At 60.1% G+C, this 14,704-nt stretch carries 5 protein-coding genes, 2 tRNA genes and 2 rRNA genes; all 9 read right to left on the reverse strand.

The window, feature by feature from the left end; all coding sequences use genetic code 11:
- Window positions 1-24 precede the first annotated feature (24 nt).
- The 9 genes from P9875_RS28535 to P9875_RS28575 all read right to left on the reverse strand — a co-directional run bounded on the left by P9875_RS28535 (window position 25) and on the right by P9875_RS28575 (window position 14,609).
- Window positions 25-2,900 (reverse strand): 23S ribosomal RNA (locus P9875_RS28535).
- Window positions 2,901-3,139: 239 nt separating this feature from the next.
- Window positions 3,140-3,215: transfer RNA gene (locus tag P9875_RS28540), tRNA-Ala, on the reverse strand.
- Between the two features lie 19 nt (window positions 3,216-3,234).
- Window positions 3,235-3,311: transfer RNA gene (locus P9875_RS28545), tRNA-Ile, on the reverse strand.
- A 98-nt stretch (window positions 3,312-3,409) separates the two neighbouring features.
- Window positions 3,410-4,940 (reverse strand): 16S ribosomal RNA (locus tag P9875_RS28550).
- Together the 16S and 23S rRNA genes with 2 tRNA genes alongside form the textbook arrangement of a ribosomal RNA operon.
- 388 nt (window positions 4,941-5,328) lie before the next feature.
- A complete protein-coding gene (locus tag P9875_RS28555) occupies window positions 5,329-6,057 on the reverse strand; it encodes a YfaP family protein (RefSeq protein ID WP_176389455.1) in 729 nt (242 codons plus the stop codon).
- A 29-nt stretch (window positions 6,058-6,086) separates the two neighbouring features.
- A complete protein-coding gene (locus tag P9875_RS28560) occupies window positions 6,087-7,769 on the reverse strand; it encodes a DUF2300 domain-containing protein (RefSeq protein ID WP_278317260.1) in 1,683 nt (560 codons plus the stop codon).
- Window positions 7,769-12,328, reverse strand: coding sequence for an alpha-2-macroglobulin family protein (locus P9875_RS28565; protein ID WP_278317261.1), 4,560 nt, complete (start codon window positions 12,326-12,328; stop codon window positions 7,769-7,771). The genes P9875_RS28560 and P9875_RS28565 overlap by 1 nt, the downstream gene beginning before the upstream one ends.
- Window positions 12,325-13,005 (reverse strand): DUF1175 family protein, encoded by a 681-nt coding sequence (locus P9875_RS28570; protein WP_278317262.1) that lies wholly within the window; start codon window positions 13,003-13,005, stop codon window positions 12,325-12,327. The genes P9875_RS28565 and P9875_RS28570 overlap by 4 nt, the downstream gene beginning before the upstream one ends.
- Window positions 13,002-14,609, reverse strand: coding sequence for a DUF2138 family protein (locus tag P9875_RS28575; protein WP_278317263.1), 1,608 nt, complete (start codon window positions 14,607-14,609; stop codon window positions 13,002-13,004). Before P9875_RS28575 ends, P9875_RS28570 begins: the two co-directional genes overlap by 4 nt.
- Window positions 14,610-14,704 lie beyond the last annotated feature (95 nt).

Here is a 14,704-nt window from a genome sequence, read left to right on the forward strand (position 1 = left end):
ATCCTCTGTACCTGCTAAGGTTATAGGGACAAGCCGTACGGGCAATTAGTACTGGTTAGCTTAATGCATTACTGCACTTCCACACCCAGCCTATCAACGTCCTGGTCTCGAACGACCCTTCAAAGAGCTCAAGGCTCTGGGAAATCTCATCTCAAGGCAAGTTTCCCGCTTAGATGCTTTCAGCGGTTATCTCTTCCGAACTTAGCTACCCGGCAATGCCACTGGCGTGACAACCGGTACACCAGAGGTTCGTCCACTCCGGTCCTCTCGTACTAGGAGCAGCCCCCTTCAAATTTCCAACGCCCACGGCAGATAGGGACCAAACTGTCTCACGACGTTTTAAACCCAGCTCACGTACCACTTTAAATGGCGAACAGCCATACCCTTGGGACCGGCTACAGCCCCAGGATGTGATGAGCCGACATCGAGGTGCCAAACTCCCCCGTCGATATGAACTCTTGGGAGGAATCAGCCTGTTATCCCCAGAGTACCTTTTATCCGTTGAGCGATGGCCCTTCCATACAGAACCACCGGATCACTATGTCCTACTTTCGTACCTGCTCGACTTGTCAGTCTCGCAGTTAAGCACGCTTATGCCATTGCACTATCAACACGATGTCCGACCGTATCTAGCGTACCTTCGAACTCCTCCGTTACACTTTAGGAGGAGACCGCCCCAGTCAAACTGCCTACCATGCACTGTCCCCGATCCGGATAACGGACCAAGGTTAGAACCTCAAACAAACCAGGGTGGTATTTCAAGGTTGGCTCCACGAGAACTAGCGTCCCCGCTTCAAAGCCTCCCACCTATCCTACACAGATTGGTTCAAAGTCCAATGCAAAGCTACAGTAAAGGTTCATGGGGTCTTTCCGTCTAGCCGCGGGTAGATTGCATCATCACAAACATTTCAACTTCGCTGAGTCTCGGGAGGAGACAGTGTGGCCATCGTTACGCCATTCGTGCAGGTCGGAACTTACCCGACAAGGAATTTCGCTACCTTAGGACCGTTATAGTTACGGCCGCCGTTTACTGGGACTTCAATCAAGAGCTTGCACCCCATCATTTAATCTTCCAGCACCGGGCAGGCGTCACACCCTATACGTCCACTTTCGTGTTTGCAGAGTGCTGTGTTTTTATTAAACAGTCGCAGCCACCAGTTTATTGCAACCCTTTCACCCTCATGGAGTAAACCAATCAAGCTACCGGGGCGTACCTTTTCCCGAAGTTACGGTACCAATTTGCCGAGTTCCTTCTCCCGAGTTCTCTCAAGCGCCTTAGAATACTCATCTCGCCCACCTGTGTCGGTTTGCGGTACGGTCTCGTATGACTGAAGCTTAGAGGCTTTTCTTGGAACCACTTCCGATTGCTTCGTGAATAAATTCACTCGTCCCATCCCCTTGAATTCCGCGCCCGGATTTGCCTAAGCGCCTTCTATGAGACAGAAACTGACTATTCCAACAGTCAGACAACCTTCCGCGATCCGTCCCCCCATCGCATCATACGACGGTGCAGGAATATTAACCTGCTTCCCATCAGCTACGCATCTCTGCCTCGCCTTAGGGGCCGACTCACCCTGCTCCGATGAACGTTGAACAGGAAACCTTGGGCTTACGGCGTGGAGGCTTTTCACCCCCATTATCGCTACTCATGTCAGCATTCGCACTTCTGATACCTCCAGCATCCTTTACAAGACACCTTCGCAGGCTTACAGAACGCTCTCCTACCATATCCAATAAAGGATATCCGCAGCTTCGGTGACTGGCTTAGCCCCGTTACATCTTCCGCGCAGGACGACTCGATCAGTGAGCTATTACGCTTTCTTTAAATGATGGCTGCTTCTAAGCCAACATCCTGACTGTTTTAGCCTTCCCACTTCGTTTTCCACTTAGCCAATCTTTGGGACCTTAGCTGGCGGTCTGGGTTGTTTCCCTCTTGACGCCGGACGTTAGCACCCGACGTCTGTCTCCCAAGCTCGCACTCATCGGTATTCGGAGTTTGCAATGGTTTGGTAAGTCGCAATGACCCCCTAGCCATAACAGTGCTCTACCCCCGATGGTGATACTTGAGGCACTACCTAAATAGTTTTCGGAGAGAACCAGCTATTTCCAAGTTTGTTTAGCCTTTCACCCCTACCCACAGCTCATCCCCTAATTTTTCAACATTAGTGGGTTCGGACCTCCAGGGCGTGTTACCGCACCTTCATCCTGGCCATGAGTAGATCACTTGGTTTCGGGTCTACACCCAGCGACTGATCGCCCTATTCGGACTCGATTTCTCTACGGCTTCCCTATATGGTTAACCTTGCCACTGAATGTAAGTCGCTGACCCATTATACAAAAGGTACGCAGTCACGGAACAAGTCCGCTCCTACTGTTTGTATGCACACGGTTTCAGGATCTATTTCACTCCCCTTCCGGGGTTCTTTTCGCCTTTCCCTCACGGTACTGGTTCACTATCGGTCGATTACGAGTATTTAGCCTTGGAGGATGGTCCCCCCATATTCAGACAGGATGTCACGTGTCCCGCCCTACTTGTCGTACGCTTAGTACCACCGGTCCGATTTCACATACGGGGCTATCACCCACTATGGCTCCTATTTCCAGAGGATTCTGTTATCGGTCCGACTATCACGTACAGGCTCTTCCCATTTCGCTCGCCGCTACTTTGGGAATCTCGGTTGATTTCTTTTCCTGCAGCTACTTAGATGTTTCAGTTCGCCGCGTTCGCCTTGCATACCTATGTATTCAGTATGCAATACCCTAAAAGGGTGGGTTGCCCCATTCGGAAATCTGCGGATCAAAGTGTGTTTGCTCACTCCCCGCAGCTTATCGCAAGCTACTACGTCCTTCATCGCCTGTAATCGCCAAGGCATCCACCATGTGCACTTATTCGCTTGTCCCTATAACGTTAGCCTCTGATTACCTAAATAATCAAAGAGCGCTACAGGGATAAGAAAGTACAACGTTGTTGCTTGTTTGTTGATACATACAATCATTACCCATCGATTCGCTTTTTACGGCAAACCGATCAATAAATAATCTTTACTTCTTCCAGATTGTTAAAGAACGAAACAGCTTTGATCGCTAAAAGATCAAATCTAAACCCAGAGGCTTACATTTGCACTTTCGAGTAAAACTTTGGTGGAGGATGACGGGATCGAACCGACGACCCCCTGCTTGCAAAGCAGGTGCTCTCCCAGCTGAGCTAATCCCCCTGAGATTTTACTAATTAGCTGGTAGGGCTGGTTGGACTCGAACCAACGACCCCCGCGTTATCAACACGGTGCTCTAACCAGCTGAGCTACAGCCCCAACGCGGAACTACTACGACTACTGTTTCTTCTTCATTTAACAGCCGATAAGTGTGAACATTTGATGCGTGAATCATTTCTGATTCGTGCAAACTCTAGAAAGGAGGTGATCCAGCCGCACCTTCCGATACGGCTACCTTGTTACGACTTCACCCCAGTCACGAATCCTACCGTGGTAAGCGCCCTCCTTACGGTTAAGCTACCTACTTCTGGTAAAACCCGCTCCCATGGTGTGACGGGCGGTGTGTACAAGACCCGGGAACGTATTCACCGCGACATGCTGATCCGCGATTACTAGCGATTCCAACTTCATGCAGTCGAGTTGCAGACTACAATCCGGACTACGATACACTTTCTGCGATTAGCTCCCCCTCGCGGGTTGGCGGCGCTCTGTATGTACCATTGTATGACGTGTGAAGCCCTACCCATAAGGGCCATGAGGACTTGACGTCATCCCCACCTTCCTCCGGTTTGTCACCGGCAGTCTCATTAGAGTGCCCTTTCGTAGCAACTAATGACAAGGGTTGCGCTCGTTGCGGGACTTAACCCAACATCTCACGACACGAGCTGACGACAGCCATGCAGCACCTGTGTACTGGTTCTCTTTCGAGCACTCCTCAATCTCTCGAGGATTCCAGCCATGTCAAGGGTAGGTAAGGTTTTTCGCGTTGCATCGAATTAATCCACATCATCCACCGCTTGTGCGGGTCCCCGTCAATTCCTTTGAGTTTTAATCTTGCGACCGTACTCCCCAGGCGGTCTACTTCACGCGTTAGCTGCGTTACCAAGTCAATTAAGACCCGACAACTAGTAGACATCGTTTAGGGCGTGGACTACCAGGGTATCTAATCCTGTTTGCTCCCCACGCTTTCGTGCATGAGCGTCAATCTTGACCCAGGGGGCTGCCTTCGCCATCGGTGTTCCTCCACATATCTACGCATTTCACTGCTACACGTGGAATTCTACCCCCCTCTGCCAGATTCTAGCCTTGCAGTCTCCAATGCAATTCCCAGGTTGAGCCCGGGGATTTCACATCAGACTTACAAAACCGCCTGCGCACGCTTTACGCCCAGTAATTCCGATTAACGCTTGCACCCTACGTATTACCGCGGCTGCTGGCACGTAGTTAGCCGGTGCTTATTCTTCAGGTACCGTCATTAGCAAGAGATATTAGCTCTCACCGTTTCTTCCCTGACAAAAGAGCTTTACAACCCGAAGGCCTTCTTCACTCACGCGGCATTGCTGGATCAGGCTTTCGCCCATTGTCCAAAATTCCCCACTGCTGCCTCCCGTAGGAGTCTGGACCGTGTCTCAGTTCCAGTGTGGCTGGTCGTCCTCTCAGACCAGCTACTGATCGATGCCTTGGTAGGCTTTTACCCTACCAACTAGCTAATCAGATATCGGCCGCTCCACGAGCATGAGGTCTTGCGATCCCCCACTTTCATCCTTAGATCGTATGCGGTATTAGCGTAACTTTCGCTACGTTATCCCCCACTCTAGGGTACGTTCCGATATATTACTCACCCGTTCGCCACTCGCCACCAGAGCAAGCTCCGTGCTGCCGTTCGACTTGCATGTGTAAGGCATGCCGCCAGCGTTCAATCTGAGCCAGGATCAAACTCTTCAGTTTAATCTCTGTTACTTTGCCATTTTATTGGCACCGTCTTGCGACGGGTCGCTCACTCAAAAAACTGACAGGCCACTACTTTCGTAGCGCCTATTTCATTATTTCTTGTGAACATTTGATATTTTAAGTTAGACGCCAATCCGAAGATTGACGCTGCACTTGCATCAAATGCCCACACTTATCGACTGTTAATTGTTAAAGAACTGTATTCGGTGCTGCTTTCGCGCTATCGACAAAGCGTTGTGTTTGTCAGCTGCGAAGAAGGAAGAGTATGAAGCATTTCGCTAAATCCGTCAACTCCTTCTTTTTCTCTACTTTACTCAGCATTTGCATGCGTCGTTCAGCGAGGGGGCGAATTATAGCCAAGGTGCCGCGGCTCCGCAAGAGCCATTTATGGCAACACGAATGACTTCACCAGGGTCAGCTCGCCGGCGGCCCGCATCGGCACCTGGAAGCTCTGCAGCTTTTCACGCGGCGTGCCTTCGTTGGTAATGACCGATATGCGGGCGACGGTCAGCATGGCTGTGTTCTCGCCGCTGCCGTAGTAATTGACGTAGACGTGATAATTGCCCTTCAGGGGCGCCGCGCTGGAAAAGATCTCCGGGCCATACCCGGTGGTTACGTCCACATCCAGCGCGCCGCCATCTTTCAAGACGCGATTGCCGTACCAGGCGTGACCACCGTCCGGCGTGACCACGTGCATATCGAGGTCGGTGCCGGCGCTGTCCCACGACAGCACGACGCGCAAGCGCGCCTGGGTCTTGCCCTGGTAGCTGTCGACGAACTGGGTGCGCGCGCGGCTCCTGCCATCGGGCGAGCGCACTTCCACGCTGTTCGAGCCGCTGCCGAAGCCATAGGGACGGCCGTAGCTGCCATCCTCACCCACTTCCATCGGCATCGCCACGCCATTGACCACCAACGTAGCGGGCTTGCCCTTGACGGCGCCGGCGATGCGCCCCCGTATCTGCGCCGTTTCGGCCTGGCCCGGCTGCAGGTTGACCGACGCGGCGGGGTAGTTGACCGCTTGCGTGTATTCCTCGCTAGCGCCGGCCGAATTGCGCCAGCCACTCTTGGGGGCGTCAATGGTGACCTGGGCCTGCGCCCAGAGTGGCAATAGCATCAGGGGAATCGCGCAACGGATATAAAAACTCACAGGGCCTCCAGGTTAAGGTCGACGAGCCGGCGGGCCAGCCGCTCGACATATTCTTCGTCCTGGCCGCGCGGATGGTTGCGCAGGCCAAGATGCAGGTATTCATGGGCCAGGGTGATGCGGTCTTCGCGCGTGGCCAGCGGCCGCATGTAGATACGGTTGCGCGACTGCTCCGAATACGGCGCGCCGCTCTGCAAGGCGCAGACCAGCGGCGCTTGCGGCGGCGCCTCGTAGCCGGCCTCGCGCAGCAGCACGCGCTGCCAGCGCGGCACGGACCGCGCCAGCCAATCCTCGTTCTGCGCCAGGCGCCGGCAACGCGCGCCGGTATTGCCAAAGGTGCTCAGCGCACCCCCAGGATAGGCCGTCGCCAGCAATTCATCATAGTGCTTGCCTTGTTTCGCCTGGCGCACCGCCTCGCTCCACGCCATGGTCCCCTCGGACGCCTGGTTGCTGTGATAGCGCACGGTGACGCCATCGACGATCAATTGGTCGGTCCAGCGCGCAATGGCCAGCGCCGCCGGCGTGGCCGGGCTGGGACTGACGCGCTGGGTCGCGCTGCTGTCTGCGATCTGCTGGCAGCCCGCCACCGTCACCGCGTTCTGCTGCAGATACGTGCGCGCGGCGATTGCCAGCGCCTTGGCCGCTTCCGGCTCACTAGTACTCGCTTCGCGATCGAGCACGCGCGCCACATATTCATTGACGCCGAAGCGACCGCGCAGTTGCGGGCGGCCGCCCTTCTCTTGTAGCAGCATCAGTTCACCGCTGCTGCGCAAGGCGAGGTTCTGGCCATTGTCGAACTGCACATGGTAGCGGCCATTCAGCGGCCCAACCGCAGCCACGCCACGCTCGCCGCGCACGGCACGGATCGGATAGCGCTTGAAGTAATCGACCACCACACAGCCGCCATCGTCGGCCGCGCCCACTTTCGGCAAGCTGGCGGCCAGCCTGGGCGCCCACTGTTCAAAGACATTGCTGCTGCCGCCCGCGCCGCCAAACCAGATCGGCCTGCCGTCGGCCAGCCAGCCAGCCGCGCCGCCGATACGTTCATCCGCCCGGCGCTGCTCGTGCCAGGAATACGTTTTGACGCGCAACTGGCTGCCGAACCATCGGGCAGTACCAGCGCCGCGCCCATCGAGCACCACGCGCAGCAGCGCCGCTTCCGCGTCCACGCGGCTGGCGGCCGGGATGCTGTCGAGCGCGCGCAGCAGGCTGTCCAGGCGCACCAGGCGCTTTGATGCCAGCTGCGCGGGATCCGCCAGCCAGGCAAAGTCCCCTGCCGGCGCACTACCCAGGCGGCCGGTCCAGTATTTGCGCCACGGGATGGCCGTGATCATCAGCCGCCCAGGCGAGAAAAATGGGCCGCACGATTGCGCCAGCGCCGCGTCGTGGCCGATGCTCTGGCCCGCATCGCAGCAATACACTTCTTCCGGATCGCGTCCCCCGCAGCGGTAATCGGGCATCGCCACCTTGTTATCACTCGCATACACATATACGAACAGCTTCCACAGGCTGGCCAGCGGCACTTGCCGCGCGCCGTCAAACGGCGGCGGCGCTGTGCCGCCCTGGCGCAGCTGCCGCACTTCGATTTTGCCGTCACGCCACCAGGCCACATCCAGCGAGGCCGAAAAAGCGGGCGTCGCCAGCAGCGTGGCAAGCATCAAGGCCGGACATACAAAGCCCATCACTCGACCTTCAATGCGCGCGTGGTCTTGCCGCCGCCTTCGAAGGCTTTCTGCTCCGGCTGGTACATGCGGAAAAAGCGCGCCGGCGGCAGCACATAATTGCCCTTCTGCGCAAAGCGCAGCAAGTGGCGCACGGTCACGTCACCTTCCAGCGGTTCGACCGGCACGGCGTAGCCGTCGCGGCGCTCGGTGTGACGCGCGCGTTCCAGCGCCGCCGGCTTGTCGCCCGCCATGACCATGCCCCAGGTGGTCGATTCGACCATGGCGCCCGGCGGCAGCGCCACTTCCAGCAAGCCAAAACGGTGCTTCGCGCCCGGCGCCGCTTTCAAGGTGATTTCATCGAGGTAGAGCGCGTCCGTGCTGAGCGCCTCGCCCGGCTTGACCAGCTCCGTCGTGTAGCCGCCCTTGCCCGCCTTCATGCGCAGGATGCGCCGTTCGACGGCAACCGGCAAGGTCGGTGCTTCGGCCGCGTGACTGTCATACTGCAGCACGGCCACCGTGCCGGCCGGCGCCGCGGTCGATGCGGCGAGACGCAATTTATCGGGAATACTCTTGGTATCGCTCCAGCGCCAGACCGGCTGGCCGCTGCGGCTGTCGCGTTTTTGCCAGGCGCCGTCCAGCGTGACGACCGGCCCCTTGCCGAACGATGCACCGCCCAGCTTCTTTTGCACCCACATCAAGGTCATCGCGCGGTCCAGTGTCGGCATCTCGGCGCGCACGCCGGCCAGCACCACCTCGGCCTGGGTAGCCGGCACTTCACCGGCCAGCATCAGCAAGGCCTGCGCCACCGGCGCTTTGGACTCGCGCAGCACCTGCCACGAGCTGGCCACTTGCAGCTGCAGCGAATGCGGCAGGGCGATGCCATTCTGGCTGGCGACCACCGCCACCAGGCCCAACGACATCGCTTGCGCTTCGCGGTCAGAGGCTCCGCCCAGCAGCAGGCTGCCCGTGTCGCCAGGCTGGCGCGGCTTGCCACCCAGGACGGCGATGGCGCTGTCGTCCACGAGTCCCGCCGCCAGGGTCTGCGTCGGTAACCCCATCTCGCGCGCCATCCACAACACCAGTGCGCGGTCGCCCATCGCATCCTTCAAGCCATGTTCGCTGTAGACGGCCAGCAGCTTGTTCCAGTGCTCGGGCGGCAGCTCGATGCGCAGCGCGCGCGCCGCGTACCAGTCGGCGTAATAGGCGTAGGCAGTCATCAGGGCATTGCCGGCCGTGGCATTACCCCACCAGCCGAAGACGGCGTTCGGACCGGCCATGGACACCAGGCGCAGGCGCTGCGCAGTCAGCAGCGTTTGCAGGCGCTCGCTTGCAGCACCCGCGTCCGGCCCCAGGCTTTGCGTGGCCAGCGCCAGCGGAATCAAACGGCTCGCCGTCTGCTCCACGCAGCCATATGGATAGTCGATCAGATCGTCGGCGATGCGCGCGAACTGGCTGGCCGCGCCTTGCGCGAACGAGACGCGGATATTGCGCGCGTCCGCCGGCAGCTTGAGTGGAATATCACCCGTGGCGCCATCGAGCGGCAGCACCAAGGAGCGCGGGCTGCTCCAGGTCGCGGGCAGGGTTTGCATGGCCGTGTCCAAGGCGTCGACCAGTTTGCCATTCTGTTTTACTTCCAGGCGCAGCGGCCCACCGCCAGCCGTCAACGGAAATTCGACGTAATTGACACCCGGTTTGGCGGTCAGTTTTTCCGTCTTCGCTTGCGTGCCGCCTGCACCGCCGGAGAGAACAACGTCGAGCGCCTGCTCCTTGCCCGTCTGGTTGAATACGGCCACCGAAGCGCGCGGCGCATCGCCAGCACGCATCCAGTCGGGCGCCGTCCACTTGGCATAGAAGTTTTTATCGGAACGCAGATAGGCCGTGCGCTGGCCGACGCGCCCCTGTTCATCCATCGCGCGGCCCGTGATCCTCCAGCGGGTCAGCGCGTCGGGCATGGTAAAACTCACGCGCGCATTGCCATTCGCGTCGGTCTTCAGCGATGGCGCCCAGTAGGCCGTGTCGATATTGTCGCGGCGTGGACGCTCGAGCACCTTGACGCCGCGCTCGTTGTAATTGTGGCGCGCGGGCGCACCCGCCGTGCGGCCCTGCGCCATATCGTAGCTGATGAAGGACAGGCTGGCCGTGGTGCGCACGTTGTTGCGGCGCGGGTGATAGAAAAAGTCGCCGATGTCCGGCGCGATTTCCGGCTGCAGCACATAGATCATTTCATCGACCACGCCCAGCGCCACCATCGTGCTCAAAGGCTTGCCGTCCAGCGTCGCCTTCACATCGAGCGTGACCTTCTCGCCCGGCTGGTAGACCTCTTTGTCCGCCTTGAACTGCAGCGCGATGCGCGGCTCGATCACTTGCAAGCCGGCGTTCTCGAAGACGAAGTCGCCATTGCGCGTGTACGCCACCGAGAACGTCATGTTCGGGCCATGCTCTTCTTTTACCGGAATGCGCACTCGCCACTGGCGCGGCGCCACGCGCTTCGCCTGGTACCAGTCAGCGCCGCCGGCCATCAAACCATGGTGCTCCACCTTGTCGCGCTCTAACGTGAACAGCGCCTGCTCGACCTTGTCGGAGAAGGTGATCAGGGCTTCGGCCGTGTCGCCCGGACGATAGCGGGCGCGGTCCAATACGATCTCGATGCTGCCCGGCGTCGTCTGCACGCCATCGCCCGACACCCAGTGGCTGGCGGCGGCCAGCAAGTTGCCACGCTCGTCGCGCAGCGCCAGCTGATACGAGCCCGAGGCGGGGAACGTCACGTCCCAGCCCTTGGCGTTTGGGTCGAACGCGCCGTCGGTCTTGCTCTGTTTTTCCAGCTGCACCATCTCCCAGCGCACGGGCTTGGCCGCGCCCTGGCCGTCGGCCAGCAAGTCAAAATGCACGTTTTGTCCCGGATCGGAAAACTGGCGCGTGGCTTTCAGCTGGTAGCTGCTGCTCGAACGTTCTATCATCAACTCGCGCGTCGCCTTGACGCGGTAGGCCGCGCCATCGGTCGCCAGCACGGTCAAGATGTAGCGCGAGGGATCGGCGGCGGGCGGCAAGCTGAAGTCCACATTGCCGCTGCCGTCGCTCGTCACTTCCTCGGTCTTCAGGGCCACGGGGAACAGGCCGCTGTAACGCAGCTCGCCTTCGACCATGGTGTTTTGCTGGCCACGCAAGGACAGGGTCATCTTCGCGTTTTTCACCGGTTTGCCGTCGGGGTAGCGCAGCGCGATGCTGCCTTTGACGGCCTCGCCCGTCTTGAATTCCGGTTTCGATGGCTGGACGTTGATTTCAAAGTGCGGCTTGACGTATTCGGCCACGCGGAAGGCCGCGCCATACACGCCATCCTTGTAGTTGAAGCGCAGTTCATAGCCGCCGGCGGTCGCTTCCGTGGGCAAGCGGAAGCGCGTGTCCGCGCCCGTGTCGCCGGACAGCTGCAGCGTTTGCGTCAGCAGCGGCGTGCCGTTCGGATTGAGCACGCTCAAGCTGATCGGCGCAGCGGCGGCTGCCTGCGAGTTGCGCGCGGAGGTGAATTCGCGGCCCAAAAACTTGACGTTGACCTCGTCGCCGGGGCGGTACAGGGGCCGGTCCGTCACCGCATAAATCTTGGTGTTATAGATTTCGCTGTCATAGTAAAAATTCTCGGATACGAACACGCCGCCGTCGCGATCCTGGCCCAGCACATACGTGTGTTCCGGGCTGCCGCGCTCGAGCGAGGCGACGCCATCGACACCCGTGGTGGCCGACTGCAGCACGCCGGTGCCGTCCGTCCACGCCACATTGGCGCCGGCCACGGCGGCGCTGTTGTCGCGCCGTGCCGTCCACACCAGCATCTGGCCGGACGATACCTTGGTCACAGCCACCGTGTCCGACACGAACACCAGCGTGGTGGCGCGGTGTTCGCCGATGATCGCTTCGATCAGGTACAGGCCCGGCTTGCGTTTGCCCAGCGGTATCATCACGTTGCCGGCGCCGGCGACGATGAAGTCGCTGCTCGACCCATCGAGCTTGACGCCTTTGGGCGGGGCGATGGCCTTGGCTTGCCAGATCGGATAGCGGAAGCTGTCGACCAGCTCCATGCCCTTGATCGGCTTGTACTGCGGATGGTTGGCGAACACGGTGCGCCGGCGGATGGCGTCATTCGTCGCCAGCTGCGGCTGCTCTTTGGTAACGGCCAGGCGCGCATCGCCGGAAAACAGCTTGCGCCAGGCCAGGCGCGACTGCTTCCACCAGCGATCCCACAAAAAGCTCAAGGTGTTGGCCAGGCCTTCGCCCTGGTAATTGCCCTCGACCTGGATGCGGTGCAGATTGCGCTGCTTTTTCAGGAATTCCATCGGTTCGGGCACGCGATAGACGACGATGTCGGCACCCGAATACGCTTCCAGGTTCATGCGCCCCATGTCGCGGCCCGGCACTTCCAGGCGCACGCGCGCTTCATCAACACTGCCGTAGCTGGCGTCCGACAGCAGGAAGAAGGGTTCACCCTTGAAGGTGGCGTAGTTGCTAGACTCGTTGCTCGGTTCGCGTTCCTGCGCGGAGACGCTGCCCAGCGTGAGCAGCGCGAGAAGGCCCATAAATAGCAGCTTCATGATAAAAACGCCAGCCGGAACACCCCGGCGAAATTGGGATTGTTGACCACAGGTTGCCACCGCGTGTCCTTCCAGCTCGTAAGTTCTTTGATATCGACGGTCCGCAGACCATTGTCGTCGGGGGTGACGGTGCCGGTGTGGTAGGCGATGCGCGCCCCCATCCAGACCATCAAATGCTGTTCGTCGCCCTGGTCAAAAAACAGCAGGTCGCCGGGCAGCGCCTGGCTGATTTCGCGGGCGATGAAACGGCTGTTGTGCTGCACCAGCGCCAGCGCCGTGACGAAGTGGCCGATGCTGCCGCCCGTCTGCACCCAGCGGTTGCGCAGAGCAGCCTGGGACGCGCTCAATTCCAGCTCGGGCGGCAGGCGCCGGTCGCTGGCGATGCCATTCGCATGCAGCCACTTCGCGTCATGCACGGTGAGCGCTTCATTGACGGCAAAGCGCACCAGGCCGGCGCAATCGCGGTGCGTCCAGCGCGGCGACGGCCCGCGTTCGATCTGCGCGTTGACGATGCGCAGCATCCACGCCTGGAAGGCGCGGCTCTGCGCCTGCGACAGCTGCACCTGAGGGTCGGCAGCCGCACGCAAGGCCCAGGCAGGCATTGCCACGGTGGCGGCGCAAGCCGCCAGCGATCGCAAGGCGGCACGGCGCGCATGCCGCCCATGCCACAGCGTCATCGCCCGGCCTCCTGCCATTCCAGCGTTTCCCATGACGTGCCGCTGGCTGGCTGCCGCTTGAGCATCATGCGCAGCGGCGGATATTTTTTCAAGGCGTTCAGGCGCGGCACCAAGTGTTCGTTGGCGGCCGCGCGCAAGACCGGTTCGTTATTCGCCGGCAGGGTGTCGAAGGCTTCCAGCTGGATCAGCCGGGCCAGCGACGCCGGCGCGATCAGGCCGATCGTGCGCGCGCCATCGGGCAGCAGGTCGCTGGCGGCCGGCGCTTGCTTGCGGCGCACGGCCAGCACCTGGTCCACCAGCTTGCCGTCGGCCGAGAAGACTACGGTATTGCCGGCCACGGCCAGCGCCGGCGTGGACTGGCCCAGGGCAGTGGCGACATTGCGTTCCCAACGCGTGGCACCATCTTTACCTGTCGTTTTGCGCACGGGGTCCTTGCCGCCGATGGCCGCCTCGAACAGTCTGCCATAGACGGCGTCATCACCGGCCTGCGCACTGCGCGTGGCGACAAACACCGGCGTATGCAGGCGCGAATTGCCGTACCAGCACGCGGCGGCAGGCCCTTGCAAGTGCCCGGCCAGCGGCACCACGGGCTCCGACGTCTTGCTGCCCAGGCGCTTGAGCACGGGCTGCAGCGCGGTCCAGTCCACCGGCACGCTGAAGCAGGCGCTCGGGTTGTGCGGCAACTGCGGCCACAGGGCGCTGCTGTCATAGCCGCCGTTTTTCAGTTTATCGGCATTGAGCAGCACCTTCGATTGCCAGGCGCCCTGTTGAAAATCGAAGCGCAGCGCCTCTAACGCGCCAAAGAAAGGCTGGTAGCCGAAGGACAGGAAATCGGCCTTGACGGCGATGCTGTGGCCCTCGGGCGCGGCGCCGTCGAGATGGAACTGCGGATGAAAAACGTTTTGTTTGGCCGGCTCTGGCGCCAGCAGGCTGGCCACGGTTTTCTCGGCCGTGCCATCGCCATGCTTGCCGTCGCTGCCGCCATACAGCATGCCGGGATGGGACAGGATGACCAGGCGCTGGCCGTGCGCGGCAAACAGCAAGGTGCGCTGGTAGGCATAGTTCAGCGCGTAGACGGGCACGCTGGCGCCATCGACGCGCAAGCTGCCGGCCACGCGCATCTGCGTATCCTTCAGTGCGATCTTGCCCGCTTCCTCGAGCAGGCGCGTGAGCTGGCTGCGCGACACGGCAATGGCAAAGTGCTTGAGCGAGCCGTCGGCATCGCGCCACAAGGCCACTTCCGCCGGCTGGTCCAGCACCATGCGCAGCAGCTGGTCGCCCCAGCCCAGTTCATGCTCATAAGCAATGCGGCGCAAGCTGCCCTTCAGGCCCAGCCGGTCTTCGCTTTGCTCGTAATAGAACAGGAAATCCTCGCGCAGCACGTCGCGCGCCAGCGGCACCGTCAGCAAGTCGCGCGGCAAGGCCGACAGGCTTTTCGTGCGGACCAGCGCGTCGGGCCGCGACAAATCGAGCTTCAAGCCGTTGACCGGCCCCATCGCGCCCCAGCCGAAGACCCGGTAGCCGACCAGTGCGGCGGCTACCACGGCCACTGCGGCCAGCGTCCCGACCAGGACTTTTTTCTTGAGTACGTTTTTCGCCAGCACCGTATATCCCTTTACCCTGCCGTAGCATTGACAAGTTAGTAATTATTGACAAATGGTAACATGGCATTTGTGGCCGCAGCGCACAGCTGACGCGA

The sequence above is a fragment of the Janthinobacterium rivuli genome, assembly GCF_029690045.1.
In the GTDB taxonomy this organism is placed as follows: domain Bacteria; phylum Pseudomonadota; class Gammaproteobacteria; order Burkholderiales; family Burkholderiaceae_D; genus Janthinobacterium; species Janthinobacterium rivuli.